This window comes from Streptomyces sp. NPDC002574 (genome assembly GCF_042889545.1).
GTDB lineage: Bacteria > Actinomycetota > Actinomycetes > Streptomycetales > Streptomycetaceae > Actinacidiphila.
Genome location: NZ_JBIARB010000001.1, coordinates 58139 through 69892 on the forward strand (window position 1 = coordinate 58139; position 11754 = coordinate 69892).

Annotated in this window: 8 protein-coding genes; 3 read left to right on the top strand and 5 right to left on the bottom strand. The window is 72.7% G+C overall.

Features of this window, described 5'->3' with window-relative positions; genetic code table 11:
• Positions 1–15 precede the first annotated feature (15 nt).
• Together ACFYXS_RS00235 and ACFYXS_RS00240 are read left to right on the top strand one after the other, a co-directional pair.
• The gene (locus tag ACFYXS_RS00235) at positions 16–1734 is read left to right on the top strand and encodes a lipopolysaccharide biosynthesis protein (protein WP_389242142.1); all 1719 of its coding nucleotides are present in this window, start codon (positions 16–18) and stop codon (positions 1732–1734) included.
• Positions 1731–2993, top strand: coding sequence for a hypothetical protein (locus ACFYXS_RS00240; RefSeq protein ID WP_389242144.1), 1263 nt, complete (start codon positions 1731–1733; stop codon positions 2991–2993). Before ACFYXS_RS00235 ends, ACFYXS_RS00240 begins: the two co-directional genes overlap by 4 nt.
• A gap of 384 nt (positions 2994–3377) precedes the next feature.
• Here ACFYXS_RS00240 and ACFYXS_RS00245 read toward each other — a convergent pair whose 3' ends face one another.
• Positions 3378–4313 carry a LysR family transcriptional regulator gene (locus tag ACFYXS_RS00245; RefSeq protein WP_389242146.1) on the bottom strand — a complete coding sequence of 312 codons (936 nt, stop codon included), beginning with the start codon at positions 4311–4313 and terminating at the stop codon, positions 3378–3380.
• 442 nt (positions 4314–4755) lie between these two features.
• Here ACFYXS_RS00245 and ACFYXS_RS00250 point away from each other — a divergent pair, with 442 nt between their 5' ends.
• A complete protein-coding gene (locus ACFYXS_RS00250; protein WP_389243454.1) occupies positions 4756–6318 on the top strand; it encodes a GMC family oxidoreductase in 1563 nt (520 codons plus the stop codon).
• On the opposite strand, the gene ACFYXS_RS00255 is transcribed toward ACFYXS_RS00250, so the two are convergent.
• The 4 genes from ACFYXS_RS00255 to ACFYXS_RS00270 all read right to left on the bottom strand — a co-directional run bounded on the left by ACFYXS_RS00255 (position 6275) and on the right by ACFYXS_RS00270 (position 11686).
• A complete protein-coding gene (locus ACFYXS_RS00255) occupies positions 6275–6868 on the bottom strand; it encodes a Ku protein (RefSeq protein ID WP_389242148.1) in 594 nt (197 codons plus the stop codon). The genes ACFYXS_RS00250 and ACFYXS_RS00255 overlap by 44 nt on opposite strands.
• Before the next feature lie 99 nt (positions 6869–6967).
• Positions 6968–8551, bottom strand: coding sequence for a methionine--tRNA ligase (locus ACFYXS_RS00260; RefSeq protein WP_389242150.1), 1584 nt, complete (start codon positions 8549–8551; stop codon positions 6968–6970).
• Positions 8552–8751: 200 nt separating this feature from the next.
• Complete coding sequence (locus ACFYXS_RS00265; protein ID WP_389243456.1) at positions 8752–9456, bottom strand: CDP-alcohol phosphatidyltransferase family protein; 705 nt, start codon at positions 9454–9456, stop codon at positions 8752–8754.
• An 85-nt stretch (positions 9457–9541) separates the two neighbouring features.
• Positions 9542–11686, bottom strand: a complete 2145-nt coding sequence (locus ACFYXS_RS00270; protein ID WP_389242152.1) for a PP2C family protein-serine/threonine phosphatase — start codon at positions 11684–11686, stop codon at positions 9542–9544.
• Positions 11687–11754 lie beyond the last annotated feature (68 nt).

The following is an 11754-nucleotide window of genomic DNA, read 5'->3' on the forward strand; positions in this document are numbered from 1 at the left end:
CCGCACGGTTCGCAGATGTCCGAGGCACAGGACGAACCCGATCTTCTCCGGGACCAGTTCCGGCAGCTCATCCGCTACCGCGCGCTGCTCGTGGCGGGTGTGCTGCTCGGCCTGCTCGGCGGCGGCTACCTGGCGCTGACCGGCAGCGACAGCTACGTGGCCACCAGCGAGGTGGTGCTGCGCGCCGCCACGACCGACCCGTTCGCCGCGGGGGCGTCCTCGCCCGACAAGTCGATCAACATCGGCTCGGAGCGGCAGACCGCGATGAGCAACGAGATCGCCAAGCGCGCCGCGAAGCGGCTCGGGCTGTCCTCGCGGGCGGTGCCCCAGCTCCAGTCCGACCTGCAGGTCACCAACCCGCCCAACACCGTGGTGCTGCGCTTCGCGTACACCTGGACCGACGCGGACGAGGCGGCCCGCCGCGCCAACGCCCTGGCCACGGCGTTCATGGACGCGCGCAAGGAGAGCACCGAGAACACCATCAAGAACACGGTGCACGGCCTGCAGAAGCAGCTCGACCCGGTCGTCAAGCAGCGCAAGGAGCTCGACGCCCAGATCGCCCACCTCGGCGAAGGGCCCACCCTCGACGCGGCCACCACCGTGCAGGCCACGCTCGTCGGCCGGATCTCCGAACTCAGCAGCCGCATCACCGAGTTGCAGTCACTGGACACCACCCCCGGCAGCTGGAACCGGGTCGCGACCCCGCCGTCCGCGCCCTCGGGCCCCGGGCTGGCGTTGATGCTCGGCCTCGGGGCGCTCGTCGGCGTCGCCGTCGGTCTGCTCGCCGCCTGGGTGCGGCTGGTCTTCGATCCCACCGCGCGTTCCGAGGGGGACGTGGTGCGGGCGCTGCGCGCCCCCGTGCTGGGCACGCTGCCGCGCACCAGGAGCGGTCCGCTGCTCGCCGTCGACCACGCCGACCCGCGGCTCGCCGAGGAGTACCGCTCCGTCGCCTTCCGGCTCGCCTACGACCAGCGCTTCGCCGACCGGCGGCGGCTGCTGGTGGTCGCCCCGCGCGGCACCGGCGACACGGCCGCCGCGGTGGCGGTCAACCTGGCCGCGTCCTTCGCCGAGATGGGCATGGACGTCCTGCTGGTCGAGGCCGACCTTCGCACCCCGGGGCTGTCGGCGCGGCTGCGCGCGGCGGACGGCTCCCGGCCCGGCTGGGCACGCTCCCCGCAGCTCAGCGAGGGCGGCTGGCCGGCCGGCATCCAAGTGCCCGTCGACGCGGGCGAGTCGGGCTCCTTCGACCTTGTGCCGGGACGCCGCGTGCGCAATGTGGCCCGCGCGCTCACCTCGGCCGCGGCCGGCCGGCTGTTCGCGGAGGCCGACGAGCCGGGGTCGGCCGTCGTCGTCCTGGCCCCCGCGGTCCTGACGTACGCGGACGCGCTCGCGCTGGCGGACCGCATCGACGGCGTCCTCGTCGTCGCCGACCCGCACGCGGTGCACCGTGCCGACCTGGACCGGGTGCGGCAGCTGATCAGCGGCGCGGGCAGCACCGTGCTGGGCTCCGTGCTGCACAGCTCGCCGGGCGGCGGCTGGTGGTCCCGGCGGCGGGCGGCCCGACGCGGCCGCAAGTCCGCCGCGCCGCGCGCCGCGGCGACCGCCGCGGGTGCCGCGGGTGCCGCGAGCGGCGCCGGTACGGAGACCCCCGCGGCGGGCACGGCACCGGCTCCCGCCCTCACGGCCGAGGACAAGACCACGGACACCATCCCGCTGCGCACGGTGACCCGGTGACGGGGCGGCCGGCGCCCGGCGCCAAGGCCGCCATCGTCTGCTCCGTCCTCGACCAGGGCGTCGCCGCGCTCACGAACATCCTCGTGCTCGTGGTCGCCGCCCGGCTGTCCAGCGCGGCCGGCTTCTCGGTCTTCTCGATGGTCTACGCCGTCTTCTCCGTGCTGCTCGGCGTCAGCGTCTCCTACGTCGGCCAGGCGCTGGTGCTGGAACGCGGCGAGGACTCCGCGGTGCGCGCCGCGTGCCGCTCGGCGGCCGGTTTCGTCGCCGTCGCCTCGGCGGTCGTCGGCGCCACGATGGCGGCCGTGCTCGTCCTCGTACCGGGCACGACGGCACGGGCGCTGGCGGTCCTCGGGCTGGTGCTGCCCCTGGTCCTGACGCAGGACGGGCTGCGCTACTGCTTCTCCACCCTCCGCCTGCCGCATCTCGCCCTGGCCGGCGACGTGCTGCGGCTCGCGGTGGCGCTGCCCGCCCTCGCCCTGCAGCCGCACGGCGCCGGGCCCGCGCGCCTGGTGGCCGTGTGGGGGCTGTCGGCGGTGCCCGCCCTGCTCGCGGGCATCGCGCTGCTCGCACCCCGGCTGCGCGGCGCGCCGTCGGACCTGCGGCGCTTCCTGCGCAAGGGGCACCTCGGGCGCCGCTTCGTGGTCGAGTACGGGGTCGGCAACGCCTCCAGCCAGCTCGCGGTCGTCGGACTCGGCCTGTTCGCCAGCCCGTTGGCGGTCGGCGCGCTGCGCGGTACGACCACCCTCTTCGGGCCGATGAACGTGCTCTTCAACTCCGCCACCGCCTTCGGGCCGCCGCTGCTGGGCCGGGTGCCCGGCATGCGCGGCCAGGTCCGGGCCACGGCCGTGCTCGCCGGGGTCCTGGCCGCCGTCGCCGCCGCGTGGACGGCGGTGCTGACGGCCCTGCCCGACCGGTTCGGCCGCCAGCTCCTCGGCGCCACCTGGTCGGCCGCGGAGGGTCTGCTCCCCGCCACCGGCACGCAGTACGCCGCCATCGCGGCGGGCACCAGCGCCCTGCTCACCCTGCGCGTCCTCCAGCCCCGGGCGACCCTCCCCATCCAGGTCGTCTTCTCCCTCGCCTCCATCGCCTTCATGATCTGCGGCTACGCGCTGGCCGCCGTCCCCGGCGCCGCCTGGGGCCTCGCCCTCGGCTCCGCCCTCAAGGCCGCCGTCCTGTGGACCCGCGTCACCGTCGTCCGCCGCACCCCCGCCGCCCTCGGCCAGGACCCCCACCCCGAACCGTCCCCGGCGGGCGCGTGACCGTGCCGGGCCCGGCGCCCCGACGTGCGCGACTGCCCCATCACCTCGGCCCGTTCACGATCCCCGGCTGCGCCCCGGCCGTCGGCTCCGCCTCAAGGTCCACCGGTAGACCGTACGAACGGACAGCGCTCGACATCCTGACCGGGCAGTGCAGCCCGGCGCACGGTCGCTTGGCGCCAGCAACTCGGACGCCGTCCGTGGCACAGGCCCCTTGAGCCTTCGCTTCCTGTTGCTGCCCGTTGGTCGTCAGGGATGCCGGGTGAGCAACCATGGCCTGGCCGGGACCGTCCGTACCTCGTGCCGCTGATCATCGGTCAACCCGGCATCAGCGATGAGCCGTTCGGCGACGGGATACCTGGAGGACCCCAAAGGCCGGTCGCGTCGTCAGGAGGGTGGAGGGAGTGCAGTCGTGGTGGCGAGCGCTTCGGCGTGCAGCCCGGCCGCCACGCGGCTGACGCATTGCTGCGGCGGGTTGGGAAGTCGGGCCAGAACCAGGCGCCGCTGTTCCTGGGGGCCGCCGCGGACGGTCACGATGCGCACCCCGGGGGGTATGACGGGTGCGAGGGAGACCGGCACCGTGGTGAGCCCGCAGCCGGCGGCGACGAGGTGGAGCTTGGCCAGCCAGTCGCGAGCAGTGACGACGATCTCGGGTTGCTCGTCCAGGCCCTTCCACACGCCCATGAGCCGCTCTTCTCCCGAGGAGGAGCTGGTGATCCACCGCTGTCCGCGCAGGTCGGCCACGTCCACGTAGTCGCCGCGGGCCAGGGGGTGGCCGGCCGGCACTGCAAGGCACAGAGCGCGTTCGGTCAGCGTCTGCAGGACGAGCGGGGGCGACTCGGAGTCCGGCGCGCGAAACGGCGGCACCGATGAGAGCAGCGCCAGGTCGATGCTGCCGGCCCGCAGGGCGCGCGCCAGTGCGGGGGTCCCGCCCTCGCGCCCGATGACATGCAGGTCGGGGTCGGTGCGGCGGAGCTCGGCAAGTGCTCGGGCCACCACAACAGCGCCCGTGCTGGGCACCCATCCCAGGTGTACTGTGCCGCCCTGCCCCGGCAGGCCTGACAGTTCACGCGCGGTGGCCTCGATCCCGTCGAGCACCGTCGTAGCGCGGCGCATGACGATGCGGCCTGCGTCGGTCAGCCGAACGCCGTCGCGCCGTCGCTCCAGCAGTTCCGCGCCGGCCGCCTGCTCGACCGCGGCGATCTGCCGGGAGATCGCCGACTGGGTGTATCCGAGCGACGTCGCGGCCGCGGTGAAGGTTCCTTGTTCGACCACGGCGCGCAACACGCGTAGCGCGGTCAGCGACACATTGGTGAAATCCATGACATTTCAGCATACGCCTCATGCCGAACTTTCGTTGGACTCATGGGTTGGCGGTTCATAACGTCGAGAGCAGGCCGCGTCCTCACCGAAGAGTCGTTGCCCACGCGGGCCGGGACGGCCCGGTTCCGCTCACCGCCCGCAGTCGTCCGCGGGGTGAAGGGGGGACGCGTGAGGTCGCCCAGGCGCCTCGACCCGGGCGCGTCGCATGTCGTGAAAATTGCGCTTGAGTCGGGATGGGACGAGGCCATCCTCGACGACTTCAGCCGCGCGGCCAAGGCAACCCTCTCCGGGAACATCACCGAACTCCACAAGATCTCTCCCAGGACTTCCCCGGATGAGGCCTGGCCCACCGACCCATAGCAAGGGCGCGCATTAATCGCATCGAGGCGGTGAGATCAAGGAACCTCCCGGACCCCGCCTTAAACACGATGGAGATTTGATGATGAGCACTCAGGGAAAAACCCTTTACGACTACATAGTTGTCGGTGCAGGGGCCGCAGGCTGTGTCGTAGCCACCAGGCTGACCGAGGACCCCTCAGTGAGCGTGCTGCTGCTTGAATCCGGCGGAGAGGACGCGGATCCAAACATGTCCATGCCCGTCGGGGCGCTGAGCACATGGCGGGGTCCGGCCGACTGGTGCGATGTCACCGTGCCGCAGCCACAGCTGTACGACCGGCGCATCAACATTTCCGCTGGCCGGGTGCTTGGCGGGAGCGGCAGTATCAACTTCACCGCCTGGTCCCGCGGACACCGCGCCGACTACGACGGGTGGGCGGCTCACGGAATGGAGGGGTGGAGCTGGGACGAAGTGCTTCCCTCCTTCAAGAGGAGCGAGGACCACGAACTGGGGGCATCGGCCGCGCACGGAACAGGCGGCCCGATCGCGGTGACCACCCCCAAGGACGTGAACCCGCTGTCCTTGGCCTTCATTACAGCCGCTGTGGAGAACGGACTGCCGCTCAACCGAGATCTCAGCGGCGGTGACTTCGACGGGGCAGGACTTCTCTACAGCAACGTACGCGGCGGTGAACGCAGCAGCGGAGCACGCGAGTATCTCCGTCCGGCTCTGTCCCGACCCAACTTGACCCTGCGTACGAACGTGCAGGTCGAACGTGTTGTGGTCGAGTACAACACAGCTCGTGGCGTAATCGTCTGTAATGCAGAGGGTGTACAGGAGACTGTCCGCGCCGAAACCGTGGTGCTCTGCGCAGGTGCGATGCGCACCCCTCAACTGCTGATGCTCTCCGGAATCGGGCCGGCCAACCATCTGGCGTCCCTCGGCATCCAGGTCCACCTCGACCTGCCGGGAGTCGGCGGCAACTTCCAGGACCACCCGGTCGGGATGATCACCTATCCGGTCACCCGAGGTAGCACTCTGCTTGACGGGAACAAGGACCAAGCCGCTGATCTCTACCAGACGCAGCGCCGCGGACCCTTGGCATCGCTCGTTCAGGTAGCAGCCTTTATCCGTACCGCCAGCGACGCCCAAGCACCCGATGTGGTCCTGACCCCCATGCTGTTGGATCTGGCGGCGGGCCAGAGCTCGACAGTCACGTGCCTGGTCACTGTTTTGAAGCCGGAAAGCCGGGGCACAGTGCGTCTGCAGTCCGCAAACCCTCAGCACAAGCCTCTGGTCAATCCGCGCTATCTGCAGAAAGCTCAAGATCGGCAGACCATGGTGGACGGCCTGCACCGCGCCCTTGAGATCTACGCCAGCCCCACCCTCCGGTCCGCGCTGGGACCGCTCAGCGTCCCTATGGCAACAGACGATCACACACTGCTGGCGTCCACACGTGCATTGATGATCTCCATGAACCATCCAGTCGGTACCTGCCGGGCGGGAACGGACGACATGTCGGTGGTCGACCCCTCTTTGCGAGTGCACGGAGTCGAGCATCTGCGCGTCATCGACGCTTCCGTCATGCCCGACCTCCCGCGGGCCTTCACGCACGCCCCATCCATCATGATCGGCGAGCGCGGTGCCGAGGTCCTGCTCGATCAGTAAATTGCTCCACACAGCAAACCCCGGTTGGCTGACGGTCACCAGCTGTGCGGATGCCGGCCTCCAACGCCGCCAAGAGGTCTACGGCCGGAACCGGCTCGGCCAGGCCTTCGCCCGCCATCTTCGCGACGACCAGCTGCTCCGGCACAGCCGCGTACTCGTCGTGCAGGCCCTCGATGTCGACGCCGGCCGACTGCTCGATCAGCACCTCGGCCCGTTCCAGTTCACGCTCGGTCACCGGGGCCGCCGACGACAGGTCGTCAGGCTCGCGGATATCCTCCGGCCACAGCAGCGTATGGAGCACGAGCATCCCGCGCCGTGGCCGCGGCACGGCCAGGCGCTCCCCGGTCCTCAGCGTGACCTTGGCGACGGCCACCGTCCCGTGCCGGGCCAAGGCCTCGACCAGCAGCGCGTACAGGCGCTGGGCCGGCTCGCCGGACGCCCCGACCCAGTACGACTCGGAACGGAGCACCGGGTCGACGTCGGCCTCGTCCACGAAGCCCAGCACGTCAACGGTGCGCTTCGTCGGGAGAGAGAGCGGCCAGGTCCTCATCGAGGAGCACGACGGTGCGGCCGTCCGGCCACTCCCGCTGACCGCCCGGCAGCGCGCCGCAGCCCGGCCTCCGGGACGGCCCACGGCGCGCGTCACAGCTCACGGCGCCGGTGGCGCCCCCGGTGCCGGTGCGAGACGGGGGAAGAGCGGGACGGGCGCCGGGAGGGTGCCGTCGGGGGCGGGGGCGCATTGGGCGGTGATGCGGGACGCGGCGTGCGGGAGGAAGGGGGCGAGTTCGTCGCCGAGGGTGCGGCAGGCGTGGAGGAGGGCGGCCAGGACCGCGTCGAGGCACCGGCCCGCGGAGGCGTTGCGGTGGTGGCGTTCGGCGCGGGCGAGTTCCCAGGGGCGGGTCTCGTCGATGCAGCGGTTGGCCTCGTCGACGATCCGCCACACGGCCGCGGCGGCGCCCCGGAAGTCGACCTCGTGCAGCGCCCGCGCGATGTCCGCCCCGGCGCCGTCGCAGGCCGCGCGCAGGCGCTCCGTACCGGGCTCCGGGACCCCGCCCGCGCCGGCGGGCTCCGTGCCGCCGCGGAAGCGGTGGACCATGGTGACGACCCGGTTGACGAGGTTGCCGAAGCCGCCCGCGAGGTCCGCGTCGGCGCGGGCCACGAGCCGTTCGCGGGTGAAGTCGGCGTCCCCGGTCCTGGGCACCTCGCGCAGCAGCCACCAGCGCACGGCGTCGGTGCCGCAGGCGGCGGCCAGTTCGACCGGGTCGACGGTGGTGCCCGCGGACTTGCTGATCTTCCGGCCGTCGACGGTGAGGTAGTCGTGGACCAGGATGTCCGTGGGCAGCGGCAGTCCGGCCGACAGCAGCATGGCCGGCCAGTAGACGGCATGGAAGCGCAGCACGCCCTTGCCCACCAGGTGCACGCGGCGTCCTTCGCCGGCCCACCACCGTTCGTACGCGGGAGACCCCGCACCGTCCTCGCCGCCGTAGCCCAGGCTGGTGACGTAGTTGCCCAGCGCGTCCCACCACACGTACACGACCTGGCCGGGGTCGCCGGGCACGGGGATGCCCCAGCCGCGGGCGCGGTGCTGCGAGCGCGAGACGGAGAAGTCGCGGAGCCCCCGGCCGAGGAGGGCCAGCACCTCGTTGCGGCGGGCTGCGGGCTCGATCCGCAGCCGGCCGTCCTCGATCAGCTCGCGCAGCACACCGGTCCAACGGGACAGCCGGAAGAACCAGTTCTCCTCCGCGACGGGCTGCGGCTCGGTGCCGTGCTCGGCGCAGCGCCCGTCGACGAGTTCGCCGGGCGTCCAGAACTGCTCGCAGCCCACGCAGTACAGGCCCTCGTAGTGCGTGCGGTACAGGTCGCCGGACGCCGCGCAGCGGTGCCAGAGCCGCTCCACGCCCGCGCGGTGCCGGGGGTCGCGGCTGGTGCGGATGAAGTCGTCCAGCGACAGCGCGAGCGGCCCGTCGAGCGCGGCGAAGGCGGCGGCGTTGCGGTCGACGAACTCCTGCACGGGGACGCCCTCGGCCTCCGCGGCGAGCACGTTCTTCAGCGAGTTGTCGTCCGTGCCGCTCAGGAACCGCACCGGCTCCCCCGCACGGCGGTGGTGCCGGGCCAGCACGTCGGCCTGCACCAGTTCCAGCGCGAAGCCGAGGTGGGGGCGGGCGTTGACGTACGGAATGGTCGTGGTGACGTAGAACGGGGTCGGTGCGGGACCCGGGGAATGCGTGGTCATCGGAACCTCCTGCGAAAGGGGCGGGGCTCCGACGCGCACAACAGCCGAGGCCCCGGTCCAGGGCCTCGGAAAACGCGACGCGTCCGACTCAGCAGCCCCGGCAGCGGGGCATCATGCGGTGGGACGAGGCGGTCGCGATCATGCCCCGATGGTAGCGGAGCACCGGCCGGGAGCGGCGGCCATTTACCGCGGCACGCCCCTCAGCGCAGCTCGCGGAACCACTTCACCAGGAACGCGGCCAGGTAGAGCGCGTACACCGCGAACAGGGCGGTGTAGGCGGCCAGGAAGACCCGCGGTGCGCCCAGGGTGAGGAAGAGCAGGCAGAAGACGCCGTAGTCGACGGGGAGCAGGGCGACCGCGCGCAGCCGCGACGGCGCGGGGGCGGCGGCCGCCGCACCGGACGCGGGCGCGGCCTTGGGCTTGAGCTTGTCCGCCAGCAGGCCCCCGCAGAAGAGCAGGACGGCGGCGAGCTGGAAGCCCAGGGGCACCAGCAGCCACCCGTCGGAGGGCAGTTCGAAGAAGCGGTAGAAGGAGACGAGCACCGCGGAATGGACCGCGGTGATCTTCGCCGCGTCCACGACGTGGTCCAGCCACTCCCCCGCCGGGCTGCCCCGCCCCAGCAGCCGGGCCAGTTGACCGTCCGCGGAGTCGAAGGCGAAGCCGACGACCAGGCCCAGCCAGACCGCGACGGCCAGCGGCCAGGACGGCCCGGCCAGGGCCAGCGCGGCCACCGCGCCCAGGCTGAACGCCGCGCTCACCAGGGTGACCTGATTGGGCGTCAGGCCCACCCGGTAGGCGCCCACGGCGAGCACCCGCCCGGTCGGACGGTTCACGTACCGCGAGTAGAGCGACACGCCCTTGGCGGACTTCTGCGCGGTGCGCAGCTCGCGCAGCGCGCCGGCCATCGTTAGCGTCACGTATCCCCCCACGCAATGCCTCATTCGTGCGCTTCACATCATGTCAGGGTCCGGCCGGATCAGGGGCCGGATGTCAGGTCACGCGGGTGAGCAGCAGGGCGATGTCGTCGCTGCGGGGCGCGGAACTGCGGGCCTGCTCGACCAGGGCGTCGGCGAGCTCCTCCAGGGAGAGGTCGCCGGCGCGGTCGACGTGGTCGGCCAGGGCGGCGGTCGCCTCGTCGAGGTCGACGCCGCGGGCCTCGACCAGGCCGTCGGTGTACAGGACGAGCAGCGTGCCCGGCGGCAGCGGGATCTCGATCGTCGGGTACCGCGCGTCGCGTTCGACGCCGAGCAGCGGCCCCGGCGGCACCCGCAGCAGCTCGGTACCGCCGCCGGGACGCCGCAGCAGTACCGGCGGGTGGCCGGCGGTGGCCAGGTGGGCGCGGTGCCGGGCCAGGTCGAGGTGGGCGTAGACGCAGCTGGTGAGCAGGCCGGGGTCGAGGTCGACCAGGAGGCGGTTGGAGCGCGCCAGGACCTCGCTGGGGGACGCCCCGGCGGTGGCCCGGACGGCGGTGCGGACCTCTCCCATGAGGGCGGCGGCGTTGACGTTGTGACCCTGTACGTCACCGATGGTCAGGGCGGTCATCTGCGCGCCGAGGCTGATGACGTCGTAGAAGTCGCCGCCGATGTCGATGCCCTGGGTGGCCGGGACGTAGCGGGCGGCCACGTCCAGGCCGGGGATCTCGGGCAGGGCCCGGGGCAGCAGGCGCGCCTGCAGGGTGATGGCGAGGTCGTGCTCGGCGTCGTAGAGCCGGGCGCGGTCCAGCGCCTGCGCGATCAGGCCGGCGATGGAGGTGAGGACGCTGCGTTCGCCCGGCGGGAAGGGGTGCGGCCGGTCGTAGGCGAGCACCATCGCGCCGACGGGGCGGCCGGAGGCGATCAGCGGCAGGAACGCCCAGGCGGCCTTGGTGTCGCGGACCTCGACGGCCGGGTAGAACCGGCGCAGTTCGGCGACGGTGGCGAAGAAGCCGGGGACGCCGGTCCGCATGACCCGCACGGCGGGGTTGCCCATGGTCAGCGGGGCCATGTCGAGCTCGGCCATGAGCTCCTCGGTGTACCCGCGGTAGCCGATGATCCGCAGCCGGTCCCCCTCCGTGGTCAGCAGCGAGACGCCCTGCACCCCGAAGAGGGCCAGCATCTGCTCCATGACCTGGTCGATGACGTCCTGCACGCCCACGGCCTCGGTGAGCGTCGCGGCCAGGTGCAGGAGGTGGTACAGCGCCACGGCCCGGTCCTTCCCGGCGGCCTCGGGCAGCCGCGCGGCGGGGGTGTCGGCGTCGACGGGGGCGGGCGCCGCGGTGACGCGGGCACTGATGCCGGAGGGGTCCGGGTACAGCTCGAAGGACAGCCAGCGGTCGGGCGGCCGCAGCGTGGTGAGGGAGGTCGGCCGCAGGCTGATCAGCGCGCCGCGGCAGCTGTCCTCGAAGAGCGGGTCGCCGAGCCAGGGCAGGGCGTTCCAGGGCCGTGAGCCCAGGAGTACGGGGATCTCCGCCCCGAGCAGCCGGGCGGCGGCCCGGGTGACGAAGGTGAAGCGCCCGTCCAGGTCCAGCGCGAAGGACGCCTCGGGGAACCGCTCGGCGAGGCCCGCCGCCGCCAGCGCCTCACCGGGTCCGTGGAGGCGGGTCCGCGGGGGGCACAGCGCCCTGGGTTCACGCTCCCAGGGCAGCGGGCATCCCTCCTCGGCGGCCTCCCGCAGCAGCACGCCGATGCGGTGGCAGGCGGCCCGTACGGTGCTGCGCTCGCGCAGCGACAGCTGCGGGTCGTGGGCGCCGGGCAGGAAGAGCACGAGCCCGCCCCAGGACCTGCCGCCGGAGGTGATGGGGGCGGCGGCCAGCGAGAAGTCGTAGGGGAGCACCAGGGAGAGCCGGGGGTAGGTCCGGGCGGTGTCCTCGGGGCCGCCGAGCCAGACCAGGCGGTCGTCGCGGACCGCGTCGGAGACGGGGGTGCGGTTGGCCAGCCCGACCCGCGCCCACAGCCCGGCGAACGACTGCGGGCCGCCGACCAGCGTCGCCAGGCGCAGCGTCTCGTCGGCGGGGTCCAGCAGGTAGAGCAGGCCGATGGACGCGCCGGTCTCGCGCGTCACCTGGAGCATCGGGGGGTCGATCAGCTCCGGGCCCGGGCCCGGACCCACGGCACCGATGCCGTCGGCGTCCGTGGCGACTCCGGCGGGGTTCCGCATGCTTTCCCCTTCCGGCCGCGGACCTCACCCCCCGAACAAGCGAACCGCCCCCTTACTGACGATATTCC

Excerpts from the sequence above, each read along its gene's own strand:
- ACFYXS_RS00265 (WP_389243456.1), bottom strand. The coding sequence starts at position 9,456 with ATGGCCGGCGCGCTGCGCGAGCTGCGCACCGCGCAGAAGTCCGCCAAG.
- ACFYXS_RS00260 (WP_389242150.1), bottom strand. The coding sequence starts at position 8,551 with ATGACCACGCATTCCCCGGGTCCCGCACCGACCCCGTTCTACGTCACC.
- ACFYXS_RS00245 (WP_389242146.1), bottom strand. The coding sequence starts at position 4,313 with ATGGATTTCACCAATGTGTCGCTGACCGCGCTACGCGTGTTGCGCGCC.
- ACFYXS_RS00250 (WP_389243454.1), top strand. The coding sequence starts at position 4,756 with ATGAGCACTCAGGGAAAAACCCTTTACGACTACATAGTTGTCGGTGCA.
- ACFYXS_RS00270 (WP_389242152.1), bottom strand. The coding sequence starts at position 11,686 with ATGCGGAACCCCGCCGGAGTCGCCACGGACGCCGACGGCATCGGTGCC.
- ACFYXS_RS00235 (WP_389242142.1), top strand. The coding sequence starts at position 16 with ATGTCCGAGGCACAGGACGAACCCGATCTTCTCCGGGACCAGTTCCGG.
- ACFYXS_RS00255 (WP_389242148.1), bottom strand. The coding sequence starts at position 6,868 with ATGAGGACCTGGCCGCTCTCTCTCCCGACGAAGCGCACCGTTGACGTG.